This is a genomic window from Marinomonas alcarazii, from assembly GCF_003208215.1.
GTDB lineage: Bacteria > Pseudomonadota > Gammaproteobacteria > Pseudomonadales > Marinomonadaceae > Marinomonas > Marinomonas alcarazii.
In genome coordinates this window covers 105,028-129,989 of record NZ_QKLW01000007.1, presented here as the reverse complement: position 1 = coordinate 129,989, position 24,962 = coordinate 105,028, and the positions used below count along the sequence as shown (strand labels likewise).

The 24,962-nt window shown below is 44.5% G+C and carries 23 protein-coding genes; 9 read left to right on the top strand and 14 right to left on the bottom strand.

Annotated features, from left to right (window positions below; translation table 11 throughout):
* Window positions 1-19: 19 nt before the first annotated feature.
* Window positions 20-1,426 carry a glutamate--ammonia ligase gene (gene glnA, locus DFP75_RS14080; RefSeq protein ID WP_110576687.1) on the bottom strand — a complete coding sequence of 469 codons (1,407 nt, stop codon included), beginning with the start codon at window positions 1,424-1,426 and terminating at the stop codon, window positions 20-22.
* A 356-nt stretch (window positions 1,427-1,782) separates the two neighbouring features.
* Between glnA and thiI the strand changes: the two genes are divergently transcribed.
* From thiI to dtd, 3 genes are all read left to right on the top strand, one after another.
* Window positions 1,783-3,234, top strand: coding sequence for a tRNA uracil 4-sulfurtransferase ThiI (thiI, locus tag DFP75_RS14075; RefSeq protein ID WP_110576686.1), 1,452 nt, complete (start codon window positions 1,783-1,785; stop codon window positions 3,232-3,234).
* Window positions 3,235-3,483: 249 nt separating this feature from the next.
* Window positions 3,484-5,304, top strand: coding sequence for a translational GTPase TypA (gene typA / locus DFP75_RS14070; RefSeq protein ID WP_110576685.1), 1,821 nt, complete (start codon window positions 3,484-3,486; stop codon window positions 5,302-5,304).
* A gap of 141 nt (window positions 5,305-5,445) precedes the next feature.
* Entirely contained in the window at window positions 5,446-5,880 is a 435-nt protein-coding gene (gene dtd / locus DFP75_RS14065; RefSeq protein WP_110576684.1) for a D-aminoacyl-tRNA deacylase, read from the top strand.
* A 29-nt stretch (window positions 5,881-5,909) separates the two neighbouring features.
* Here the strand turns inward: dtd and tatC are convergent, their stop codons facing one another.
* The 8 genes from tatC to DFP75_RS14025 all read right to left on the bottom strand — a co-directional run bounded on the left by tatC (window position 5,910) and on the right by DFP75_RS14025 (window position 12,450).
* Complete coding sequence (gene tatC, locus DFP75_RS14060; RefSeq protein WP_110576683.1) at window positions 5,910-6,686, bottom strand: twin-arginine translocase subunit TatC; 777 nt, start codon at window positions 6,684-6,686, stop codon at window positions 5,910-5,912.
* A 71-nt stretch (window positions 6,687-6,757) separates the two neighbouring features.
* Complete coding sequence (tatB, locus tag DFP75_RS14055; protein ID WP_245927066.1) at window positions 6,758-7,150, bottom strand: Sec-independent protein translocase protein TatB; 393 nt, start codon at window positions 7,148-7,150, stop codon at window positions 6,758-6,760.
* 3 nt (window positions 7,151-7,153) lie between these two features.
* Window positions 7,154-7,366, bottom strand: a complete 213-nt coding sequence (gene tatA, locus DFP75_RS14050) for a Sec-independent protein translocase subunit TatA (protein ID WP_110576682.1) — start codon at window positions 7,364-7,366, stop codon at window positions 7,154-7,156.
* A gap of 16 nt (window positions 7,367-7,382) precedes the next feature.
* On the bottom strand, window positions 7,383-7,715 hold the full coding sequence (locus DFP75_RS14045; RefSeq protein ID WP_110576681.1) for a phosphoribosyl-ATP diphosphatase: 333 nt from the start codon (window positions 7,713-7,715) through the stop codon (window positions 7,383-7,385).
* Between the two features lie 16 nt (window positions 7,716-7,731).
* A complete protein-coding gene (gene ubiB / locus DFP75_RS14040) occupies window positions 7,732-9,375 on the bottom strand; it encodes a ubiquinone biosynthesis regulatory protein kinase UbiB (protein ID WP_110576680.1) in 1,644 nt (547 codons plus the stop codon).
* A gap of 2 nt (window positions 9,376-9,377) precedes the next feature.
* A complete protein-coding gene (ubiE, locus tag DFP75_RS14035) occupies window positions 9,378-10,133 on the bottom strand; it encodes a bifunctional demethylmenaquinone methyltransferase/2-methoxy-6-polyprenyl-1,4-benzoquinol methylase UbiE (RefSeq protein WP_110576679.1) in 756 nt (251 codons plus the stop codon).
* 156 nt (window positions 10,134-10,289) lie between these two features.
* Entirely contained in the window at window positions 10,290-11,816 is a 1,527-nt protein-coding gene (locus tag DFP75_RS14030) for a GGDEF domain-containing protein (RefSeq protein ID WP_110576678.1), read from the bottom strand.
* Window positions 11,817-11,829: 13 nt separating this feature from the next.
* Window positions 11,830-12,450: a thiol:disulfide interchange protein DsbA/DsbL gene (locus tag DFP75_RS14025; protein WP_110576677.1), complete on the bottom strand. Its 621-nt coding sequence runs from the start codon at window positions 12,448-12,450 to the stop codon at window positions 11,830-11,832.
* A 338-nt stretch (window positions 12,451-12,788) separates the two neighbouring features.
* Here DFP75_RS14025 and yihA point away from each other — a divergent pair, with 338 nt between their 5' ends.
* A complete protein-coding gene (gene yihA, locus DFP75_RS14020; protein WP_110576676.1) occupies window positions 12,789-13,433 on the top strand; it encodes a ribosome biogenesis GTP-binding protein YihA/YsxC in 645 nt (214 codons plus the stop codon).
* An 85-nt stretch (window positions 13,434-13,518) separates the two neighbouring features.
* Here the strand turns inward: yihA and gshA are convergent, their stop codons facing one another.
* From gshA to hisB, 4 genes are all read right to left on the bottom strand, one after another.
* Window positions 13,519-15,111, bottom strand: a complete 1,593-nt coding sequence (gene gshA, locus DFP75_RS14015) for a glutamate--cysteine ligase (RefSeq protein ID WP_110576675.1) — start codon at window positions 15,109-15,111, stop codon at window positions 13,519-13,521.
* A 215-nt stretch (window positions 15,112-15,326) separates the two neighbouring features.
* Window positions 15,327-16,100, bottom strand: coding sequence for an imidazole glycerol phosphate synthase subunit HisF (gene hisF, locus DFP75_RS14010; RefSeq protein ID WP_110576674.1), 774 nt, complete (start codon window positions 16,098-16,100; stop codon window positions 15,327-15,329).
* Window positions 16,101-16,151: 51 nt separating this feature from the next.
* The gene (hisH, locus tag DFP75_RS14005; RefSeq protein WP_110576673.1) at window positions 16,152-16,814 is read right to left on the bottom strand and encodes an imidazole glycerol phosphate synthase subunit HisH; all 663 of its coding nucleotides are present in this window, start codon (window positions 16,812-16,814) and stop codon (window positions 16,152-16,154) included.
* Window positions 16,815-16,841: 27 nt separating this feature from the next.
* Complete coding sequence (hisB, locus tag DFP75_RS14000; RefSeq protein WP_110576672.1) at window positions 16,842-17,435, bottom strand: imidazoleglycerol-phosphate dehydratase HisB; 594 nt, start codon at window positions 17,433-17,435, stop codon at window positions 16,842-16,844.
* 605 nt (window positions 17,436-18,040) lie between these two features.
* Here hisB and DFP75_RS13995 point away from each other — a divergent pair.
* From DFP75_RS13995 to DFP75_RS13980, 4 genes are all read left to right on the top strand, one after another.
* Window positions 18,041-20,329: an AsmA family protein gene (locus tag DFP75_RS13995; RefSeq protein WP_110576671.1), complete on the top strand. Its 2,289-nt coding sequence runs from the start codon at window positions 18,041-18,043 to the stop codon at window positions 20,327-20,329.
* A 289-nt stretch (window positions 20,330-20,618) separates the two neighbouring features.
* The gene (gene mutY / locus DFP75_RS13990; protein WP_110576670.1) at window positions 20,619-21,668 is read left to right on the top strand and encodes an A/G-specific adenine glycosylase; all 1,050 of its coding nucleotides are present in this window, start codon (window positions 20,619-20,621) and stop codon (window positions 21,666-21,668) included.
* Window positions 21,669-21,685: 17 nt separating this feature from the next.
* The gene (gene chrA, locus DFP75_RS13985) at window positions 21,686-22,861 is read left to right on the top strand and encodes a chromate efflux transporter (RefSeq protein ID WP_110576669.1); all 1,176 of its coding nucleotides are present in this window, start codon (window positions 21,686-21,688) and stop codon (window positions 22,859-22,861) included.
* A 600-nt stretch (window positions 22,862-23,461) separates the two neighbouring features.
* Window positions 23,462-23,746 carry an oxidative damage protection protein gene (locus DFP75_RS13980; RefSeq protein WP_110576746.1) on the top strand — a complete coding sequence of 95 codons (285 nt, stop codon included), beginning with the start codon at window positions 23,462-23,464 and terminating at the stop codon, window positions 23,744-23,746.
* 106 nt (window positions 23,747-23,852) lie between these two features.
* On the opposite strand, the gene DFP75_RS13975 is transcribed toward DFP75_RS13980, so the two are convergent.
* Window positions 23,853-24,278 (bottom strand): flagellar basal body-associated FliL family protein, encoded by a 426-nt coding sequence (locus DFP75_RS13975; protein ID WP_110576668.1) that lies wholly within the window; start codon window positions 24,276-24,278, stop codon window positions 23,853-23,855.
* A gap of 153 nt (window positions 24,279-24,431) precedes the next feature.
* Between DFP75_RS13975 and DFP75_RS13970 the strand changes: the two genes are divergently transcribed.
* Entirely contained in the window at window positions 24,432-24,935 is a 504-nt protein-coding gene (locus DFP75_RS13970; protein ID WP_110576667.1) for a disulfide bond formation protein B, read from the top strand.
* Window positions 24,936-24,962: the final 27 nt, after the last annotated feature.

The following is a 24,962-nucleotide window of genomic DNA, read 5'->3' as shown; positions in this document are numbered from 1 at the left end:
TTATTAACCGCTATTGCGATTAAACGCTGTAGTAAAGTTCGAACTCAAGTGGGTGAGTTGTCATTGCTACACGCTGCGCTTCGCCAGACTTAAGATCGATGTAAGCGTCGATCATGTCGTCAGAGAATACACCGCCTTGAGTCAAGAATGCACGGTCTTCGTCTAGGCACTTAAGTGCTTCTTCTAGGCTGCCAGCAACCTGTGGGATAGCCAAAGCTTCTTCAGCTGGAAGGTCGTACAAGTCTTTATCTGCTGCATCGCCAGGGTGAATCTTGTTTTTGATACCGTCGATACCAGCCATCAACATTGCTGCGAATGCTAGGTATGGGTTTGCGGTTGGATCAGGGAAACGAGCTTCAATACGTTTGCCTTTAGGGCTTGCAACGTATGGGATACGGATAGAAGCAGAACGGTTGCGTGCAGAGTACGCAAGCATTACAGGTGCTTCGAAGTGAGGGACAAGACGCTTGTAAGAGTTAGTTGAAGCGTTAGTGAACGCGTTCAATGCTTTAGCGTGCTTAATGATACCGCCAATGTAGTAAAGCGCCATTTCAGATAGGCCAGCGTATTGGTCACCAGCGAATTGGTTAGTGCCATCTTTCCAGAAAGATTGGTGAACGTGCATACCAGAACCGTTGTCACCAACGATTGGTTTAGGCATGAACGTCGCTGTTTTACCGTAAGCGTGAGCTACGTTATGAACGCAGTACTTAAGGATTTGAACTTCGTCTGCTTTTTTAACTAGAGTGTTGAATTTAACACCGATTTCGTTTTGACCAGCAGTCGCCACTTCGTGGTGATGAACTTCAACAACCAAGCCCATTGTTTCCATTGCGCCACACATAGCGCTACGAAGGTCGTGGTGAGAGTCTACTGGTGGTACTGGGAAATAGCCGCCTTTAACGAAAGGACGGTGGCCCATGTTGCCGCCTTCAAATTTTTTGTTAGAAGACCAAGCTGCTTCTTCAGAGTTGATTTCTACTGTGCTACCAGACATGTCTGTTTTCCAACGAACATCGTCAAAAATGAAGAACTCTGGCTCTGGACCGAAGAATGCAGTGTCGCCAAGGCCAGTAGATTTAAGGAATTCTTCAGCGCGAAGTGCTACCGAGCGTGGGTCACGGTCGTAGCCTTGCATTGTAGAAGGCTCGATGATGTTACAACGAACAATAACAGTCGCTTCTTCTGTGAAAGGATCGATAATAGCAGTATCGTCCTGAGGCATCATGATCATGTCAGATTCGTTAATGCCTTTCCAACCAGCGATTGATGATCCATCAAACATCTGACCGTTTTCAAAAAACTCTTCATCTACCGTAATAGCTGGAATAGATACGTGTTGTTCTTTACCTTTAAAATCGGTAAAGCGAAGGTCAACCCACTTCGCGTCGTGCTCAGCAATCAAGGCAAGGGTCTTGTTTGACATAGTTGTTCTCCAGTCGTAGTTAAAGCGAAATTGTTTTTCGTTGTAAAAGGCGCTTTATTTAAAATAATACAAAGCACCGTTTGTCGAGTTATTTATCAAACATAAGTAAGCACAACTTGTGCCAGAAATCTGTGCGAGCCAATAAGTCTTTATTTTACAATTAGATAGAGCGTTCCAATTATAAATTGCACTTATTTGTGGCTCGTTAGGAGGGTAAGTAAAACAGTTTTTGCACTTAAAAGGTGCACTTTTTTGGTTTTTTGTATTCTTTTGGTGCGAATTTAGCGTTTTCGTATCGAATGGCTTTTCTTTATACTGTGCGCCTTTATAAATATCCGGTATAAACCACAATCCCTATGAAATTTATTGTTAAGTTCTTTGCAGAAATCACCATCAAAAGTCGCCCTGTTCGAAAAGCTTTTATTAAGCAGCTTCGACATAATGTTAAGTTGGTTCTTAAAAAGCACGATGCTGATGTTGTCGTATCAGGTAACTGGGATTTCATCGAAGTGTTTTCTGATAAAGATGAATTGCGGGAAGAGTTTACAGAAGCGCTTTCTAATATTGCTGGTATAGCGCATTTTCAATTTGTACGTGAATTCCCTTTAGTTGATCTAGATGACATCGTTGAACAAGCCATCACATCATATGGTGATGTCATTAAAGATGCCGTCTTTGCTGTCCGAGTGAAACGAGTGGGTCATCATGACTTTACCTCGGTAGATGCAGAGAGACACATCGGTGGCTGTTTAAAAGCACGTTGTGGTGCTTTGGCAGTGCGCTTAAAAAATCCTGAAGTATTGGTGCCGATCGATATTCGAGACAATCGAGTATGGATGATTGAGCAACGCGTAGAAGGGCTTGGTGGTTACCCACTAGGTTCGCAAGACTGTGTATTGTCTCTAATGTCTGGCGGGTATGACTCAACAGTGAGCTCTTATCTCACAATGAGTCGAGGCTTGAAAACACATTTCTGCTTCTTTAACCTTGGTGGTGATGCTCACGAAATTGGCGTAAAGCAAGTTTCTAATTTTCTTTGGGAGAAATACGGCTCAACTCTGAATGTGAAATTCATCACCGTACCTTTCGAGGCGGTTGTGGGTGAGATTCTTACCAAAGTCGATAACTCTGAAATGGGCGTTATTCTAAAACGCATGATGTTGCGAGCGGCCTCTAAGTTAATGCCTGAGGTAGGCGCAAAGGCGTTGGTAACAGGGGAAAGCGTTGCCCAGGTTTCTAGCCAAACATTGGTGAATTTAAAAGTCATTGACCAAGTAACAGAAGAGCTTGTGCTGCGCCCTCTGATTACTTCAAATAAACAAGAAATTATCGATAAGGCCATTGAGATTGGTACCGCCCCTTTTGCGGCGAGTATGCCAGAGTTTTGTGGTGTTATCTCAGTAAAGCCCACCACACGTGCTAAAATGCATCGTGTAGAGAAACAAGAGTCCAATTTTGACTTTTCAGTATTGGAAAGTGCCATCGAAAACGCACAGATCATGTCCATTCAAAATGTCATGGAGGATGTGTCTAAGCAATATCAGGGCGAAGTGCCTGTTGTGCGTATGCCGGTTGGTGACGAAGTCATTATTGATATTCGCCATCCTGATGAAGCGAGTAATCGACCTTTAAAAGTCAGTGGTCGTCCAGTGAAGGTGATTCCATTTTTTGCACTCGAATCTAATTGGGCTGATTTGGATAAAGATGTAACGCATTTATTGTATTGCGGTAAAGGCGTAATGAGTCGTATGCATGCTTCTTTCCTTTTAGGCAAAGGGCATGAGAACGTAGGTGTTTACCTACCTTAAATAAGTACTAATAAGCGGTAGCATTTTTGTAGTAAATGAATGCTATCGTTTATATTTGAATGCGCATTGTTACTCTATTGAATTATTTTTGTGGACTTTTTTTGTCACTTTAATGGGATATTGATCAATATAAGGGTACAATTGCGCGAATTTTACCCCGCACCAAGATCCGAGACGCTTGAAGAGCATACCTGCCCGTATCAAGCGGCGGTATATCTTTTTGCTCACGCTAAATGCAGAGAACTATAAATGTCTAATGATATCAATAAGTTACGTAACGTAGCTATTATTGCCCACGTTGACCATGGTAAAACTACCTTGGTTGATCAGCTATTAAGCCAATCTGGTACACTGGATCGTAAGGACCTAGGTTCTGAACGAATCATGGACTCGAACGATCAAGAGAAAGAACGTGGTATCACGATTTTGGCGAAAAACACGTCAATCATGTGGAACGACTACCGTATTAATATCGTTGATACACCTGGACACGCCGACTTCGGTGGTGAGGTTGAACGTGTATTGTCTATGGTTGACTCTGTACTTTTGTTGGTTGACGCTGTTGATGGTCCAATGCCACAAACACGTTTCGTAACTTCAAAAGCATTTGAGCGTGGTCTACGTCCGATCGTTGTTATCAACAAAATTGACCGTCCAGGCGCTCGCCCAGATTGGGTTATGGATCAGGTTTTTGACTTGTTCGACAGCCTTGGTGCGACAGAAGACCAGTTAGATTTCCCTGTTATTTATGCTTCTGCTATCAATGGTATTTCTGGCCTAGATCCAGAAGACATGTCAGAAGATATGACACCACTTTACCAAATGATCGTCGACAGCGTGCCTGTTCCAGATGTTGATCCAGAAGGTATGTTCCAAATGCAGGTTTCTGCATTGGACTATGATGCTTATGTTGGTGTTATCGGTATCGGCCGTATTACCCGCGGTAGCTTGTCTCCTAACCAGCAAGTTGTTGTTAAGTCTGCTGATGGCAAAGAACGTAAAGGTAAAGTTCTTAACGTTAAGGGCTACCACGGTCTAGCTCGTGTTGATACGGATAAAGCCGGTGCTGGTGATATCGTTTGTATTAATGGTATTGATGGCCTAAGTATCTCTGACACACTATGTAACCCTGAATGTGTAGAAGCGCTTCCTCCTCTAACGGTAGATGAGCCGACAGTAAGCATGACATTCATGGTTAACGATTCTCCGTTTGCTGGTAAAGAAGGTAAATTCGTTACTTCTCGAAACATCAAAGATCGTCTAGACCAAGAGCTTATCCACAACGTTGCGTTGCGCGTTACTCAAGGCGATGCACCAGATAAGTTTATTGTTTCTGGTCGTGGTGAATTGCACCTTTCTGTATTGATCGAAAACATGCGTCGTGAAGGCTTCGAGATGGGTGTTTCTCGTCCTGAAGTAGTTCAGAAAGAAGTAGACGGCAAAATCCAAGAACCGTTTGAACGCGTTGTTATCGACGTTGAAGAACAGCATCAAGGTTCGATCATGGAAGAGCTTGGCTTGCGTAAAGCTGAGTTAACGAACATGGAACCAGATGGTAAAGGTCGTGTACGTCTTGAGTTCATGTCGCCTTCACGTGGTTTGATTGGTTTCCGTGGCTTGTTCCTAACGCTAACGTCTGGTTCTGGTATCATGACCAGTGTATTTGACCATTACGGACCAGTAAAAGAAGGTGACGTTGGTGGCCGCCAGAATGGTGTATTGATCAGCATGGTTACAGGTAAAACAGCGGCATTCGCTTTGTTTAACCTTCAAAGCCGTGGTCGTCTGTTCTTGGGTCATGCGGTTGAAGTGTACGAAGGTCAGGTTATCGGTATTCACTCACGTGATAACGACTTAACTGTTAACCCAGTTAAAGGTAAGCAGTTAACTAACATGCGTGCCTCTGGTACAGATGAAGCATTGACGTTGACTCCACCGATTCGTCACACACTAGAGCAAGCACTTGAGTTTATCGAAGACGATGAATTGGTAGAAGTAACACCAGAAAGCATCCGTATTCGTAAGAAACTATTGACTGAAAACGAGCGTAAACGCGCTGGTCGTAAGTAATCGCTATTCTATAAAGAGCAGCAGCAAATGAATTCATGCAAATGAATTCGTGAGCGACAGAAGCGCCTTCGGGCGCTTTTGTTTTATCTGGACTTTGCTAAAGTAACAGGCTCGATCCAGCGGAATAAAAAAAGGTAAATCATGAAAGTATTAGTGCAACGGGCATTGGATGCCAGTGTGGTGGTAGATGGGGAAACGATAGGCCAAATTGACCACGGCCAATTAGTATTAGTGGGAATCGAAAAGGGCGACACGGAAGCAGATACCCAGCGTCTAGCGGAGAAGCTTTTAAAGTATCGTATGTTTAGCGATCAGGAAGGCAAAATGAACCTTAATGTCCAGCAGGTTAATGGTGGGATTTTGCTGGTATCGCAGTTTACCCTAGCGGCCGAAACCAAAAAGGGCTTACGTCCAGGATTCTCTAGCGCAGCGGTTCCTGCAGAGGGTGAGCGGTTATTTAATGATTTTGTGAATAAGGTGCGTGCTCAGTACGAGAACGTCGAAACAGGGCGCTTTGGGGCCGATATGAAAGTGTCTTTCACAAACGATGGCCCTGTCACCTTTATGTTGGATTGAGCTGTTTTCGCGTTTTGTAACACGAAGTCTTATTCAGCTCGCTGTGCTTTTGTCTCTTCTTCATTCTCTTCGCTGCCATCAACGACGACTTTTACCGTGCGCCCAGCAATAAGCCCAAGTTCAAACAGCATCCACATAGGGATAGCAAGCAAAGTCTGAGAAAAGATATCAGGTGGTGTGATTAGCATTCCAATGACAAAACAACCCAAGAAAATATAAGGGCGTTTTTTTGATAACGCTGCCACTGTCGTAACGCCAGCTTTAATCAGTAGATAGGTAGCGACAGGGATTTCGAAGGTGACACCAAAAGCAAAAAACAGCTTCAGAACGAAGTTTAGGTAGTTGTTAATGTCCGTCATCACCGTCACTTCACCTGGCCCTACGGTGGTAAAAAAGCCAAAAATGAGTGGTAGCACAACAAAGTAAGCAAACAAGACCCCAGCATAAAACAGAAAGATACTGGAAATTAACAGGGGAATGGCGATCTGTTTTTCGTTTTTATACAGAGCCGGTGCGATAAAAGACCATGCTTGGAATAACGTATAAGGAACAGAAATAAGAACCGATACAGCAAATGTGAGCTTGAGCGGTGCAAGAAATGGAGACGCAACCTCGGTGGCAATCAGTGAACTGCCAGGGGGCAGTAATAAACGCAACGGCTCAGAGACGATCAAATATAAATCGTTGGCAAACGCGTATAAACCAACAAAAAGAATCAGTATGGCCACAACGCATTTTAATAAACGATTTCTCAGCTCAACTAGGTGAGCAACCAATGGGGCTTGATTTGATGAATCCGTGCTCATAATGCGTTTTATATCCACCGTGTTGTGAAAAGTATGAAGAAGATACTCGATTTAAAATGATCAAGAAGCCACTAACGTTGATTTGTCGTATCCGCTGTCATGTCAGTTGGATCTGTTTTTTTGTGTTCTGACGTATCGCTTTGTGCTTCTGCTGTCGCCTCTAGTGGCTGTGTTTCAGAAACGACGCCATCTTTCGCCTTATAGCCTTCTGGATAAGGTGTGATGGTGTTTTGAATGGCTTGGCCTTCTTTTAGCAGGCGTTGATTGGTTTCGTTAATCTTTTGCTGCAGCTCTTCATGGTCCAATTGGGCATTAATTTCTCTTTGCACAGAGCTAATGCTGCGGCGAATTTTACGAACCCAGAGCCCCGCTGTTTTGGCAGCATGGGGCAAACGTTCAGGCCCAAGAATAAGCAGGCCTACAACAAAGACAACAAGAAGTTCTGAAAAACCAATATCGAACACAGTTTAGGCGCTCTTGTCGTCTTTTTTGGTTTCAGCATCGATAACTTTATGCTGTGCGTTTTTTTCTTCGTCATCGTCTTTGTCGACAGCTTCTTTGAAGCCTTTTACTGCACCACCTAGGTCAGAACCTAGATTTTTCAATTTCTTGGTGCCGAAAATAAGTACCAAAATTGCCAAGACAATAAGTAATTGCCAAATACTAATACCACCGAACATAGATTACTCCTGTTATTTAGTTACTTCTGTTGGCTTTTTCGTCAAGCCCAGACAAGTTAAAACGACGAGCTAACTCATCAAGAATCGCATCTGGGCCAATGTCTAGGTGAGATAACATAACAAGCGTATGGAACCAAAGGTCTGCGGTTTCATAAATCAGATCCGATTTATCACCCGAGATAGCAGCGTCTTTTGCTGCAATAATGGTTTCAATGCTTTCTTCGCCGACTTTTTCTAGGATCTTATTTAATCCTTTTGCGTGTAGGCTGGCAACATAAGATGAGTCAGCTGCTGCGGTTTTACGTTCTTCTAGAGTGGCTGCTAATTCAGCCAATACATCAGATTTCATTATAGTCTCTCGAATGTTACGGTTTTAAGACAAGTAAGTACAGGCCGACTAGAAACAGCCCAAGGCTAGTAAAGTCGGCAATCTCTAAATGCTTTAAAGATACTGGATCGGTAATAAACCAAGCCGCCCCGATGCTTAATGCACCAAGTAATCGGAAAGGTAAACTTTGTCTGCTGCTTTTCAGTTCTTTACCGAGTTGTGCGATGGCATCGGTTTGCGCTTGCATACGCTCTTCTTGATGGGACATTTGCGACAATGCGGTAAATACTAAGTTTGGAATCTGTGGCAGCTGACCTGCCCATTGAGGAGCTTGCTTGCGAAGCTCTTCCATTACGCGCTTTGGCCCTATCTGCTCGCGCATCCAGCGCTCTAAGAAAGGTTTAGCGGTGACCCAAAGGTCTAAATCAGGATAAAGCTGACGGCCTAAGCCTTCGATATTTAGCAATGTTTTTTCTAGCAAAACCAACTGTGGCTGCACTTCCATATTAAAGCGTCGTGCGGTTTGGAATAAACCAATAAGGACCTGACCAAAAGAGATGTCCTTAAGGGGTTTGGCAAACATGGGTTCGCAAACACTACGAATAGCCGATTCAAACGCATGCACTGGCGTGCCTTTCGGAACCCAGCCACTTTCTACGTGCAGTTCCGCCACCATGCGATAGTCGCGCTGGAAAAAAGCCAATAAATTGCGTGCTAAGTAATTTTTATCCGCATCATCTAGGCTACCCATAATCGCACAGTCGATGGCAATGTATTTAGGCTTTTGCGGGTTACTCACATCCACGAATATATTGCCTGGATGCATATCCGCATGGAAAAAACTATGGGAGAAAACTTGTGTGAAGAATATTTCAACGCCACGTTCAGCTAAGCATTTCATATCGACATTGGCTTTGTTCAAAGCAGCAATGTCTGCCACAGGAATGCCAGATATGCGTTCCACCACCATCACATTGCGGTGGCAGTAATCCCAATAAACCTGAGGGACATACAGCAGTTCAGAATTGGTGAAGTTGCGCTGCAATAACCCGGTATTGGCGGCTTCTTTTGCTAAATCAAGTTCGTCTAGAATGGTGTATTCATAATCGGTCACCACTTCAACGGGTCTTAAGCGTTTACCGTCGTCACTCATATTAGCGACAAGGTGGGCTAGGGTATAAAGCAGACCAATGTCTTTACTAATGGTTTTTTCGATTTTTGGGCGAATAACCTTTACCACAACCTCTTCACCGCTGTGTAGCTTCGCTGTGTGTACTTGTGCAATAGAAGCCGACGCCAGTGGTGTTACATCGAATTCAGCGAATAGTTGATCGACAGGAGCCTTAAGGTCTCTTTCAATAATGGCTTGAGCGATGTGTCCTGGAAACGCTGGGACTTTATCTTGAAGCTTGGCAAGTTCATCGGCGATTTCGTCATCAAGCAGATCACGTCTTGTTGAAAGGATTTGCCCGAATTTAACAAATATTGGACCAAGCGACTCTAGCGCAAGGCGCAGTCGTTCACCTCTTTTTTTTCTGGCGCGTTTACGTCCGATTGAGCACACCGCCCCCAATGTATAGCGTATATACCAAGGCAAAAGAGCAAAGGGAATAAACACATCAAGGCGGAAGCGCACAACCGTCAATAGTATGCGAAGTAAGCGAAAAGCACTGGTTAACATGGTTAGAATTTAAATCCTTTATGGAGCGCAACAATACCGCCAGTTAAATTTTGGTAGTTCGCTCGTTCAAAACCAACCTCTTCCATCATGCCTTTCAGTGTTTCTTGGTCAGGATGCATACGAATAGACTCCGCAAGGTAGCGGTAACTATCGGCATCGTTGGCAATCAGTTTTCCCATTGCAGGTAATAGGCGGAAAGAATATTGATCGTAAACTTGTGAAAGAAGCTCTGATTCAGGTTTCGAAAACTCTAATACCAATAAACGACCACCTGGTTTTAATACGCGATACATAGACGCCAGTGCTTTGGATTTGTCAGTGACGTTGCGCAAGCCAAACGCAATGGTGATGCAGTCGAATGTATCATCAGGGAAGGGAAGTGCTTCGGCATTCGCCTGAACGAATTTTACATTGCCAACGATGCCTTGGTTTGCCAGTTTGTCTCGGCCTACTTTTAGCATTGAGTCATTGATGTCCGCTAGGATAACTTGTCCTTGGCTACCAACTAGGCGTGAAAATTTAAGGGTCAAATCCCCTGTGCCGCCGGCGATATCTAGCACACAGTTTCCTGCGCGAACACCTGATTGGCTAATAGTATGACGCTTCCATAGACGATGAATGCCGCCAGACATTAGGTCGTTCATAATGTCGTATTTTGCAGCTACGGAATGGAAAACTTGCGCGACGGCTTGTACTTTTTCATCGGTGGGGATTTCTTTAAAACCAAAGTCGGTGGTTTTTTTCTGATCGTCTTGCATAAACTACTTCATCCTAATGGCGGCGTCGCACGCCTATATCTAGTTTCTGCCCTATTTACGTTTCTATAGGGTGTAAATAGTCACTTGGTGACAGTGCTGTTGTGTATCTGGTTATTGTAACCTTGACGGCAAGGCTCTGGTACTGCTTTGTCCTTTCTATTTGTTTGCCATGACGCGATTTCGGCCGGATTCTTTGGCTAAATAAAGCTGCTTATCGGCACGGGCAAATAAAGATTCTGGATCTTCTTGTGGTTTAAGTTCTGCTACACCAATTGATACCGAAATTGAGACAGGCTCACCTTGCATGTTAAAAGGGGCTTTTTCAACAGCAAGACGTATGGCTTCAGCGCGTTGGATAGCTTGCTCCATGTTTGTTTCGGGAAAAATGATGACGAACTCTTCACCGCCATAACGAAATATGTGATCTTGTTTTAATAAGATGCTGCGTATTTGCTTGGGCACAAGGCGCAGTACTTTGTCGCCAGCAAGGTGTCCCCAAGTGTCATTGACCTTTTTAAAATGATCGATATCGCAAACCGCTAAACAAAGTGGCTTTTGTGTTTTTTGCATGATTTTGCAAAGAGGCAAAATGGCATCTTGATACGCGGTGCGATTGGGTAAGTCTGTTAATGAATCTGTCATCGCCTGAGCCAGCTTTTCTTGTAACAAAGAGCGCAATGAGGCCGTGTCTTTTTCCATTCTTGTGACTTTGTTTTTAAGCTGGGTAATAGACTGATTGGCGTGCTTCTCTTGTTCCAGCATTTGAGTACGGTATTCTGTCATGGTACTTGAAATGGTCGCCATCTTATCGTTGATAAGCGCTTTCAGGCTGTCTAAATCGCTGGCATTTTGTACTGCTTGGGAGGTGTCTGTGACTTGTGTTTGTAGTTTTGAGTTAAAGCCTTCACGGCTTTCCGATAAGTTCTTTTGGGAGTGATAACTGATGCTTATCGAGTCATTGATACTGGCAAGTTGTTTATTTAGCTGATTTAGATAATTGGTTAAATTCTCTTGGGTTTTTCCTATGGCGACCATGATTAAGTTGATGATTTCATCAAGCAGCGCCGGTAGTTGCTGTAGGTTCTTGTTGCCTAGTAGTGCTTTTTTGAGGTCAGCAATATCATCATCGTAATGGCTTGGAAGCATTAAGTTGTTTATTAAGCCTGCAAGAGTATGGCTTATTTGCCCCATGACTTCGTTGTCGTTTTTTGAGGTAGCGGCATTTTTCTTAGCGTTAAAAAGCGTCTTTAAGAATGAGCTTTTCGGCTGATTGGAATCTTTTTGTGATAAGGTTTTTTCGGCTAAAGACAAATAGCTTTTTAATAGCCCAGGCCATTGTGACGAGGCTTGCCAATGCATGCGTATTTGGGCTTCTAGCTGCTTTTTTTCATTTTGCGGAACGCTTTTTTGTTCTTGTTGCTCAAGAAGATCGATCAGCTCTTGTAAGCAACTTCGAACTTGTTTTGCTCTCGTTAACTGAGCCTCATCACTCTGAATGAGTAGAGGCTCGGCATCACTTAGGACGGTTTGTATTTCGTCGGCATTGGCACCCTTGGTGATTGCCAAACGAATTTGGCGTACAACGGAATCCAGTTTTGGGTCGTTTCCTTCTGCCAGCATGCTGGTTCTGGAAACAGCTTTGCGTAAAACTTCTATCAGTTTTTCACTTGATGATTCCGTCATATCGCCTCATATATTATTTTTGACGTTCTTTCTCGATAAGAAAATCAACGACTTTGAAAATATTTTCGTTACCGTTTGCTGTTTGGGCACTAACCAAATATTTACCGTTTACAATGATTCCAGGAACACCGCGGGCTCCATAAGCGCGAATTTTCGCATCCGCTTGTTTCAGGCGACTATTAACCGCAAAAGAATCGTACTGTTTGCGAAATTCATCTTCACTCACACCATAGTTAGCGAAAAAGCTAGCCAATGCATCTTCAGAGTTTAGATTACGACGTTCCACATGGATAGTATTAAAAATATCGGCACGAACTTTATCTTCCATGCCTAATAGATCAGCTACGTAGAAGGCTTTGGCGTGTGCTAACCAGCCACGACCAAAAACAGCAGGTAGGAACTTAAAGTCGACATCGCTAGGAAGATCTTTTTTCCAAGCCTGAACAAGCGGTTCTAGTTGGTAGCAATGTGGGCAGCCGTACCAAAATATTTCGGTTACCTCTATTTTGCTAGGGTCACTAGTTCGAACGGGAGTTTTAATTGTGGTGTAGCCATTGCCATCACTGTAGTCAGCCGCATTTGCACTGAGTGAGACAAATAAGGAAAGTATTAGCGCTGAAAACAGCTTTATCATGAGTTGCTCCTGATCGTATTCAATCGTTTTATTAATATCTTATTAGGGTATGCGTATATCATGCATAGAATTACATAGAATACGATTATTTCAACCAAGGAAGGTTCTGCTTTTCCAGTAAGTTTACATAAAGCTTACAAAATTAAAGCGGATTGATCGATAGTTTTCCTGTGTTTATAGCGAAATCTTGTGTTTCATCAATGTTGCTCCCTTAGATTCTCTTTGTTTACCCTTGCTGGCAGAGTTTAACATGGCATCTTATACTGATTGCTGGCATTATATACAGCAATTGAAACAACGCTGAATGCAAATCCGAATCTACTGACGAATATCAACTTATGACCCCTTTTGACTCCACTTTCCAATCCGCGCATTTTATTAAAAGTGCAGAGAAGCTTTCCCAATGTCCTTTAGACCAAGGTGTCGAAGTCGCATTTGCAGGTCGCTCTAATGCTGGTAAATCCACTGCGTTAAATACCCTTACGAATCAGAAAAAATTAGCGCGCACATCTAAAACACCAGGTCGAACTCAGTTGATTAACTGCTTTGGCCTAAATGTGGATGATCGCCGCCTGATTGACCTTCCAGGTTATGGCTTTGCAAAAGTGCCGATTGCCATGAAAAAAGTCTGGCAAGCACACATGCAAGATTATTTGATGAACCGTCGCTCTTTGGCGGGGGTTGTATTGGTGATGGATATCCGTCATCCATTAAAAGAGTTTGATGAAATGATGCTGGATTGGGCAAAATCCAATCGCATGAAAGTTCATGTTTTGCTAACTAAGTCTGACAAGCTAAAGCGTGGCCCTGCTAAATCGACCATGTTGGCAGTGAAGAAGGTACTAAAAACACTCGGTGTGGATGGTTCCGTACAGACTTTCTCATCGTTAAGTGGTGATGGTGTGGATGATCTACGCACCAAGTTGGCCGAGTGGCTTGTGTTAGATAATTTGGAAGAGATTCCAGTGTCGCCAAACGCATAATCAAAAGCCTTTGTGTGACGGATCTTAATAGACGAAAAAAGCCTCGAAAGAGGCTTTTTTTATGGTGACGGGTTATCTCAGTGTTTTATTGCGGGGTTAAGTAATCCACCAAGAAAGTATCGAAGTCAACTTCGTCTGCCGCTTCAATCGCAGCTTGATCCTGTAAGGAACGCTCTGCTTTCAAAGCAAATTCATTCGTCAGTTCCGCAGATAAAGGGCGGGACATCCATTCTGCTTGTTGCTTTTTCGACAGCGCCAACATGGCGTTCTGATAACCTTGGTGTGCTTTACTTAGCTCCAATAGCTGAGCTGAAGGCAGTTTAGATTCATCGCTTAACTTTTCGCGTTGCAGCTCAACAGCGTCTGTGTAAGCTGGGTTGCCAGTTTTATTAGATAAAAACGCCGCAACTTCTGCGAGAGAATTCAGCATATCTTCTGCCTTGGTACGTAGCTTCGTTGGGCCTTGGCCAAAATCGAAGTCCATATCCAAATCGCGGCCATGAGAGGCAATTTCTTGCTGCATAACGCGAAGCTGGCTGCATTCAGCGCTGCCTAAATGTTCATCACCACGTAACATGCAGTAGAGCAAGAACACATCAATGAAATACAGGGTTGAAGACTGCATGCCAATGGGTGAGCTTGGGTCCAAGTCCATGATGCGAACTTCAATGTATTCGACGCCTCTGGCGTGCAAGGCTGCACTTGGATGCTCACCAGGTTGAGTAACACGTTTTGGACGAATGTCGCTGTAATACTCGTTTTCAATCTGCAGCAAGTTGCTGTTCAACTGTCGGTATTGGCCATCCACTTTTACACCAATATCTTGGTAACGCTGATAGGGCGTACGTAGTGCTTTTTTGATCGTGCTGATGTAGGTGTCTACTTCGTTGTAGCACACGTATAAATCTGCTTGGGCTTTATTCTGATAACCAAGGTCGCTCATACGAAGTGATGTGGCTTTAGGGCCGAACCAAGTATTTTCTTTAAGCTCTTCAAGGCTTTCAGGCTTTTTAGGTAAAAAGCTTTCATCGATCGCAGGGGAAGCGCCAAACAGCAAAGACAACATCCAAGAGCTACGGCGGAAGTTACGGATCAATGCAAAATAGCTGTCCGATTGAAAGGCTTGTTTCTCCAAACCGGATAAATTCGATTTGCCTTTATAGTTTTCTAAGAAAGACCAGAAGTCTTTATCAAAGGAGAAGTTGTAGTGCATACCAGCAATACATTGCATGATACGGCCATAGCGATTTGACAATCCTTCACGGTAGGCGCGTTTTAGTTTGCCAGTATTGGACTCACCATAATAGGCAATAGGCACATCGTCATTGCCGTTTAAATAACATGGCATGCTGGCAGGCCACAAACATTCATCTTGCTTGAATAGCTCATGGTTTACTAAGTTATGAATGTCTTCTAGCTCTTGAATGACACCTTCAACGCTTGGGTGAACGTCAGTAATAAACTCCATCAAGGATTCGGAATAATCTGTCGTAATCGAGCTGTGCGTCAAAGCGGAGCCTAGGCTTTTAGGATGAGGCTTGTGTGATATGCGGCCTTTAGAGTGTTCAACTCGTAGTGCTTCGCGCTCCACACCACGATGAAACGTTAATGCAGAAGTCGTGGCAGCTTGTTGGCAATACGCAGCCAGCGCTTGCAAGGCATCGGTTAAGGTGGTCAAGAAGTCTTCCTTGTATTAAATAAGGCAAAATTAAATTGTAAGAATTGTACTCGGCAGTGCTTATTCACAGCAAGCAGCAGTTGCCTCGTGCACAAAAAATGCTGACTTTCCGAATATAATAGATAAAAGGAACGTGTCGTGCCAAAGAACGACCTACATTTAGCTTATTTATCTGTAGCGCGATCTTTAGGCCGACAATGTTCACTAATAATGGATTACAGACGCATTTCGATGCCAGCATCGGTCATACGTTGTTTAGCTTCTTGAATGCTATATTCACCAAAATGGAAAATGCTGGCCGCTAAAACCGCATCGGCTTTGCCTTCAATGACGCCGTCGACCAGGTGATCCAAATTACCCACACCACCAGAAGCGATAACGGGCACATGAACCGCTTCACTGATGGCTCGCGTCACACCTAGGTCGAAACCATTTTTGGTACCGTCACGATCCATACTGGTTAGCAATATTTCTCCCGCACCGTACTCAACCATTTTTTTCGCCCACTCAACCGCATCTAAGCCAGTTGGTTTGCGTCCGCCATGGGTGAATATTTCCCATTTATCGGTTTCGCCTTCAGCACTGACTTTTTTCGCATCAATAGCCACAACAATACATTGCGAGCCAAAGCGCTGAGCCGCTTCACGAACAAATTCAGGGTTAAATACCGCCGCGGTATTGATGCCCACTTTGTCTGCACCAGCATTTAGCATGCGACGAATATCTTCGCAGGTACGAATGCCGCCACCCACAGTGAGAGGAATAAACACTTGGCTGGCAATGGCTTCGACCATATGCACGGTGGTTTCACGATCGTCTGAACTGGCGGTGATGTCTAAAAAAGTAATCTCATCCGCACCTTGCTCATTGTAACGCTTGGCGACTTCTACAGGGTCGCCAGCGTCACGAATATCAACAAACTGAACGCCTTTAACCACGCGGCCATTGTCCACATCAAGGCAAGGAATAATACGTTTTGCTAAGCCCATATAATGGCGCTCCTAGAATCTAATATGCTTCTATAACTCGATGGCTCACTGTTATGGTTTGCCGTCCCAGTGAAGGAAGTTTTTGTATAACTGAAGACCATCTTTATGGCTTTTTTCTGGGTGAAATTGCACGGCGAATACATTGTCGCGGGCGATCGCTACACAGAACTCTAAACCATAGTCACAGGTGCCAGCCACTTCGCTTTTGTTCTCAGGCACAACATAAAAACTGTGCACAAAGTAAAAACGAGCGTTATCAGGAATATCTTTCCACAGTGGATGAGCCATGGTTTGTTTAACCTGATTCCAGCCCATGTGTGGCACTTTAAGTTTGCTGCCGTCATGGTCTGTGTGTTTTTCACCAAAGAAGAGGGCATTGCCTTGGAAATGATTCAAGCAATCAACGCCGCCATTTTCTTCACTGTGTGACATCAAAGACTGAATGCCAACACATATAGCCAAGAACGGCTTTTCTGCCATGGCTTTTTTAATGCTAGGCACAAGCCCAGCATTGTGCATTTCACCAATGCAATCACGAATAGCGCCAACCCCAGGCAGTAAAACTCTATCTGCGGCATCAATGACCTTAGGGTCACTAGTGACAATAATCGAGGTATTTTCATCTGCCGCGTGTTCTAGGGCTTTGGCAACCGAGTGCAGGTTGCCCATGCCGTAATCAATAACCGCGACAGTGGATTTTTTCATCTCACTCATATTCTTACTACTCATTCCAAGAGAATCTTACAAAGAACCTTTAGTGGAAGGCATTTGCCCAGCCATACGTTCATCAGCTTCTAGTGCCATACGCAATGCGCGGCCAAATGCTTTAAAGATGGTTTCCGCTTGGTGGTGAGTGTTTTTACCGCGAAGATTGTCCAAATGCAGCGTGACTTTGGCGTGGTTAATAAAGCCGTGGAAGAATTCAGAGAATAAATCGACGTCAAAACCACCAACAGAAGCACGGCTGAACGGTACGTGCATTTCTAGGCCTGGACGACCAGAAAAGTCGATAACAACACGAGACAAGGCTTCATCTAGAGGGACATATGCGTGGCCGTAGCGTTTGATGCCTTTTTTGTCACCTACCGCAATGTCAAACGCTTGCCCTAAGGTGATTCCCAAATCTTCGACTGTGTGGTGAGCGTCAATGTGAAGGTCGCCAACTGCATGGATGTCTAAGTCAATCAGGCCATGACGTGCAACTTGTTCAAGCATATGATCAAGGAAAGGGACGCCCGTGACGCAGTTGAATTTACCGGTACCGTCTAAGTTAATCGACACCTTGATCTGAGTTTCAAGCGTATTACGCTCGACACTGGCAATGCGATCTGACATTAATTGGTTTCTCCACAGTGATGGTGACGAACAGTCGTCACGTTTTTATATAATATGAGCATGACATAATTTCCCCATTATAGAACGTGGGCTCTTTGGCTTCTATGCCTTGTCTAGGTGTTTTTTAATGAGTTGTCGCTATTGCATCGATAAACACTAAGTTCGAGTGCTATGATAGGTCGATATTTTATTCCTTACCTTGAAGATAAGGGGAAGGAACAAAAAACGAACTTAGCTCCTCCCCCTGTTAAGGGGGAGGCTGGGAGGGGGTAATAAAGTTAACAACCCCATCCTAACCTTCCCCTTGAAGATAAGGGGAAGGAACAAAAACGAACTTAGCTCCTCCCCCTGTTAAGGGGGAGGCTGGGAGGGGGTAATAAAGTTAACAACCCCATCCTAACCTTCCCCTTGAAGATAAGGGGAAGGAACAAAAAACGAACTTAGCTCCTCCCCCTGTTAAGGGGGAGGCTGGGAGGGGGTAATAAAGTTAACAACCCCATCCTAACCTTCCCCTTGAAGATAAGGGGAAGGAACAAAAAACGAACTTAACTCCTCTCCCTGTTAAGGGGGAGGTTTGGAAGGGGCAATTTATTGAGGAGTTTGCCATGGTTTGGATAAAGCGACTTTCACTTTTATTGGCAGCGGTCTTTGCCATTATTGCTATTTTGTTGGCGTACGTAATGTTGTTCGTCAATCCAAACGACTTTAAAGACGAACTCAAAAGCGTCGCGCAGGAAAAAGCCAATGTTACTTTGCGTTTAGACGGTGATATTAGCTGGTCGTTTTTTCCTTGGTTAGGTCTAAGCTTAGAAGACATTGGCGTGGCGCTCGGCACGGATGCAGAAATAGTGCAATTCGACCGTGCTGAATTTGGCTTGGCCATATTGCCGCTATTGGAGCAAAAAATTCAGGTCAACAAGGTCAGCCTTGTGAATGTAAAAGCACGCTTAAACAAAGACGCCCAAGGCCAAGGTAATTGGCAGTTAGAAACGGCTGACGGTTTGAATGCTTCAGGCTCCACAGCTTCTGCGTCATCTGATACAACAATACCTGCAAGCTCTGCGCAGACTAACGATCAAAATGATGCCATCAATAAAAAGCTACCAGACATTCAGCTTGATGAACTACGAATCGAGAACGCCCAAGTTGAATACCGTGACGAACAAGCCAATCAGCTTATTAATGCCACGTTAAACGTGCAACTTAACGACGTTCAGTGGGATAAAGCATGGCCAATGGTGATGGATATCGCGGTCACACAAAGTGACTTGCAAGGACAGTCTCCCATTAAGGCCAAAGCCAGCCTTAATGCCAATCTAGCGGTTTTCCCAGAAAGAGAGTTTCTATCATTGGATTCTTTGGTTCTGTCCGCTGACGTAGAAAGTGCCGCGTTACCAACCAGTCCAATGAATGCCAAACTGAGCGCTGTAAAAGTGGATGTTGATTTGCCGCAAGAAAACGTCCTGATCGATGGCTTGAATTTGAGTTCTTTTGGCGTCAATTTGGACGCTAAAATACAAGCTTATCAAGTCCTCAGTGAGCCGCAATTCTCTGCCGTATTGTCAGTAGGAGAGTTTAATCCTCGTTATCTACTGACACGTTTAAAACTTCCTCTGCCAGAGATGTCAGACGAAACGGCAATGACCAAAGCAAGGGCAAATATCACCGTAGAAGGGGATATGAACTCGATTACCGCACAGCCTATTTCCATCGTGTTGGATGACACCAGTATTGAAGCAAACGCCGTGGTAGATTTGTCACCGTTGCGCTGGGATGTAAAGGTGGCGGGTAAAAATATGAATCTTGACCGTTATTTACCTACGCCTATAGAAGCTAATGAAAATGGTTCAAAAGAAGCCATAACGGACGCGCAAATTGAAGAGCAAGTCGAAACTGACGCGAGTGATTTGATTCCAGTTGAACTGATTCGTGGTTTAAATGGTCATGTCGGTATGACATTTGAAGGATTGACTGTTAAAAAATTAAAGATTGATAAAATCAGCTTGGACTCCTCTCAGCAAAATGGCTTGGTGACGGTGTCTCCTTTGAATGTAGCCTTGTATAAGGGAACGGTATCGTCAAAAGCCAGTCTAGATGTTCGTGGAAAAACGCCCATATTAGATGTGTCGCCAGCAATTGATGGTGTACAGATTCAGCCACTGTTAGTGGACTTTATGGAAATGGATAAAATTGCTGGGGCAACCTACCTAGATGGCGATCTTAGAGCCAAAGGGAATCGCATTGATGACTTGATGTCGTCTTTACAAGGGGATCTTCTGGTAGAGATTAAACAAGGGGCTTTGGTTGGAACGAATCTAACAAAGACAGTGTGTGAAGGCATTGCTGCGGTCAATAAGGACCAGCTCAACGCTGAGCAATTCGGCCCAGATACACCGTTTGAAACCATGCGTTTTCCTGCCCATATCGTGAATGGTCGGGTCTCCACACCAGGTTTGAAAATTAGCTCAGCTGGTATTCAAGTCACAGGTGATGGCGTGGTGTCATTACCAGATTCGTCACTGAATTATCAGGCTAATGTGAGTGTCGCGGGCAGTGCATTAGACAAAGCATGTCGGGTGAATGAAAAATTGACTCGGTTAGCTTTCCCCATTGTTTGTAAGGGGCAATTCAGTGATGACCCAGCGGGACTCTGTCGCCCGGATCTAAAAGGCTTTGCTTCCCTCTTTGCCAATATCGCGAAAGAAGAGCTAACGCTCAAATTAGATAAAGAAAAAGCTGAGTTAAAAGCAAAAGCCGAGGCGGAAAAAGCGCGTCTACAAGAGAAAGCAGACGCTGAAAAAGCCCGTTTGAAAGCCGAGCTGGAAGAAAAGCGTAAGGCGGAAGAAGAAAGAGCAAAAGAAAAGCTAAAAGAAAAACTAAAGAACTTGTTTTAATCTCTTTGGGTGTAATTCTTCGCCGCTCGCGGCGCTAATAATTATAACCAATTGTCATTCCCGCGAAGGCGGGAAACCAGGGGGGTTGTCTAAATAGGGTTATTTTTGATGACGATAAGTGATTGATTCCCGCCTTCGCTGGAATGACGGAGAGTTCGGAAATGACCTATGAACAAAGTTTAGCATTGTTCGAATGATATACTGATACCTCGCCTCCTGGGGCGGGGTGGTTCATTCATTGCCTGATTGAAAAGTAGATAGATTAAAACGCCGTAAACGTGAGAAATAAATGCAACCAGTTGAAAACTTTGCGCCCCGTGTTCTAGCGTGGTTTGATGAACACGGGCGTAAAAACTTGCCCTGGCAAGAGAGTAAAACACCTTATCGTGTATGGATTTCAGAAATCATGTTGCAGCAAACGCAAGTGACGACAGTGATTCCTTATTACCAAAAATTCATGACATCTTTTCCAACAGTAGAAGCCTTAGCGGACGCCGAACAGGACGAAGTGCTCGCCCACTGGAGTGGGTTGGGTTATTACGCCCGCGCTCGTAATATGCATAAGGCTGCAAAAATGCTGGTGGACGAATTCGACAGTGAATTTCCTCAGACAGTTGAAGGTGTGTGTGAATTGCCTGGCATTGGCCGTTCTACAGCGGCGGCGATTTTATCTATTTCCCGTGGCGTTCAAGCGGCGATTTTAGATGGTAACGTAAAACGAGTGTTGGCACGTTTTCATGCGGTACCCACTTGGCCTGGTGAAAAGAAAACAGAGAATGCCATGTGGGAACTGGCTGAGCATTATATGCCCAGCGAACGTTGTGGTGATTACACGCAAGCTATGATGGATTTGGGGGCGACGCTTTGTACGCGCTCTAAACCGCAATGTTTGCTTTGCCCACTACAAAGTGACTGCCAAGCGCGCCTTAGCCAAGACCCTACGCAATTTCCTATTCGTAAACCGAAAAAAGCAGCTAAGCCAGAGAAGAGTATTCAGCTTTTGGTGTTGGTGAATCAGCAAGGCCAATGCTTGCTAGAAAAACGTCCTTCCACAGGAATTTGGGGTGGTCTTTGGAGCCTGCCAGAGTTAGCTTCTGACGAATCTGTGGTGCTGCATATTGAGCAACGATTTGCGACGCAAGTTTCTGCTGTAACACCCTTGTCACCTTTTAGACATACGTTTAGTCATTATCACTTGGATATTTCGCCCAGTAAAATTGAGATTGCCGATACAAAACAGGTAATGGAAGGTGAAAAATATCAGTGGTTCAATCAACAAGATGCCATGGCTCAGGGCTTACCCGCGCCTGTTAGAAGTATTTTGGAACAACTAAACTAACTAGGAAAAGAACCACAATGACAGACAAAAACCTCTCTTATTTAAAGCGTATATCAGAGGTATTTTTCTCTTTCTTATTGCTAGGCTTCACCAGCTTTGGTGGGCCTGCTGCCCACCTTGGTTATTTCAATCAAACTTTCATAAAACGTAAGCAATGGGCCAGTGAAGCTCAATATGCTCAATGGATCGCCTTGAGTCAGATTATCCCAGGGCCCGGATCGAGCCAGGTAGGTTTTGCGTTAGGTTATCATCGCTCAGGGGTGCTGGGGGCAATTGCAGCCTTTGTCGCGTTTACTTTACCGTCTTTTATCGTCATGGTGTTGTTGGCGCAATTTGGTCACCATTGGCAAGGTAATGTTTGGTTTGATGCGGTGGTTCATGCTTTGAAGCTATTGGCGGTGGTCGTCGTGGCTGATGCCTGCGTGAGTATGTGGCGGTCATTTTGTCAGAGTAAAACCATGGCGGGCGTCGCGGTTTTTAGCGCTGCATTGGTTATCTGGTCGCCATTCGGTTTTGCTAGCTTAGCGGTTTTGCTCATTGCTCTGTGTTTTGGTGTGATAACGCGACATTCCGCAGGTGCCACAGTCACGGAGTCTTTACCTAAGGTGCGTTGTGCGTGGGCCTTCTTTGGGATCGCCGTGGTCGTATTTTTGGCGAGTTTTTTACTCGCTGGAGGCATGGCGGGTTTGTTCGCAGATTTTTACCGAGCTGGGGCTTTGGTGTTCGGGGGCGGGCATGTCGTTTTGCCTATGTTAGCGACGTTTGTGCCTGCGTCTGAATCGGACTTGTTGTTAGGCTATGCCGCGGCTCAAGCTGTTCCAGGGCCTATGTTTACCATGGCGAGTTTTCTGGGGGCATCTGCGACGCCAGCGGGTGCTAATGTTTGGTTATGGGCTGGCATGGCAACCTTGGCGGTCTTTTTGTCTGGTTTGTTATTAATGTTGAGTGCTCAAGGAGCATGGCAAGGCTTATCTCGTCATGTTCAGTTTCGCTCCGCGGTGGCCAGTTTAAATGCCGCTGTGGTGGGGATTCTATTAGCAGCGTTATATCATCCTATTGGAACATCAAGCTTGCTAAGTGTTTGGGATATCGCCATTGTTGGCTTAGGGTTTATTTGGCTAATATCTAAGCGTCCGTCGATTTTTGTGCTGATTCTGATGTTTGTACTGGTTGGCTTGGCGAGAAGCCTTTAAGGTTCACCCCCTCCCAGCCTCCCCCTTAGCAGGGGGAGGAGCTAATAGACTTTTTGTTCCCTCCCCTTATCTTCAAGGGGAGGGTTAGGGTGGGGTTGTTAATTGAGGCAGCTGTTTCAGCCCCTCCCAGCCTCCCCCTTAGCAGGGGGAGGAGCTAATAGGCTTTTTGTTCCCTCCCCTTATTTTCAAGGGGAGTGTTAGAGTGGGGTTGTTAATTGAGGCAGCTGTTTCACCCCCTCCCAGCCTCCCCCTTAGCAGGGGGAGGAGCTAATAGGCTTTTTGTACCCTCCCCTTATCTTCAAGGGGAGGGTTAGGGTGGGGTTGTTAATTGAGGCAGCTGTATCACCCCTCCCAGCTTTCCTCTAAGCAGGGGGAGGAGCTAATAGGTTTTTTTGTTCCCTCCCCTTATCTTCAAGGGGAGGGTTAGGGTGGGGTTGTTAATTGAGGCAGCTGTTTCACCCCCTCCCAGCCTCCCCCTTAGCAGGGGGAGGAGCGAATAGTTTTTTATCTCGTTTCATGACTTATTTCTATCATGCCTTGAATTCTGTACGCTTAACGCCATTATTCAACTTATACATTTTTATTAGACGGGTAGCTTCTATGGCGAACACAGTTTTTTGTAAAAAATTTCAAAAAGAAATGGAGGCGTTAGATCGAGCGCCGTTACCAGGAGCCAAAGGCCAAGAAATTCTGCAAAACGTGTCTAAACAGGCTTGGCAAGAATGGCAGTTGCTGCAAACCATGATGATCAATGAAAAGCAGTTGAATTTAATGCAGCCTGAGTCTCGTCAATATGTGATGGAGCAGATGGACAAGTTTTTTAATAACGAAGCGACGGACAAATTGTCAGGTTATGTTGATCCGGATGAGATTAAAGAGCTTTAACCAATCCTGAATACGTTAAGTTACTGTAAAAAAATGCCGCTTGTTTACGACATAAACAAGCGGCATTTTTTTGAATCCAATTATAGCGTCGAATCAGTGACAAAGCTTATTGGGTAACAAAGCTAGCAAATAAAATGTCTTTAACCGGCTCGAGTCCGGTTTCTTCTTTTAGAGCGGTGTTTACTGCCAAAGCCGCTTCTGCACGAGTTTCCTCGCGAGCGATAGCGCCAGTAACTTGCTCTGTCGTACGAGAGCTTAGAAACATCACTAAGGCATCCCTGATCAATGGCATATTGGCTTCAATAAGCTCTGTGTGGGATGCGTCGGTACGAATACTGATGCTGGTTTTGATGTATTTCAAACGATCTTCGTTGCCAACATGATTAACAACAAAGTTTGGTTTCAATTCAACATAAGCTGGCTGCGACGTCGTTTCATCTTCTTCAGCATAAGCTGTCAGGCTAGTCGTGCATAAAAGCAGCAATAGTCCAAAGATTCGTGATTTACTGTTTAGGGACATCATCAATGACATTTGGTACTCTCGTATTCATTCCAATAGACAGTATACTAACTGCCATTAATGTTTTCTGCAGTAGGAATTTCGCACTTTTGGATTTCCTAACTGTCATAACGTTTATATTTGCTTTGAATTACTCTTAATTAGTCAGTTTAGGAACCCTTGTATATGTTTGCGTTTTTATCCGCTCGTCGTTTTCATGGTTTGGTTGCGTTTGCCGCGTTTGCGCTTTTAGCGGTGGCATTCTACATGGAATATCAAATGGGTTTAGAGCCTTGTCCTTTATGTATGTTGCAACGCATCGTTTTTTTCTGTGTTGGTATTGTGTCATTGGGCTCGGCTTTGTCTGCAAAGGTTTGTGTTCGAAAAGGCTGCGCTTGGCTGGTTGTTGTGTTATCTGTCATGGGAGCAGCACTGGCTATTCGCCATTTATACCTGCAAAGCTTGCCTATGGATGAGTTACCAGCATGTTTGCCTGGGTTGAGTTACATGTTTGAAGTGTTTCCATGGCAGGAAATTATGCAAGCTATGATTATGGGCACTGGCGAATGTGGTGACGTGGTTTGGACTTTTCTTGGTTTGAGTATCCCAGGTTGGACCTTAGTCGCATTTACAGGCATGGCCGTGATTAATATTGTTATTGCATTAAGAGTTAACAAAAAAATACGTTAATAAACGAGTATTTTGGCGCTGATTTTA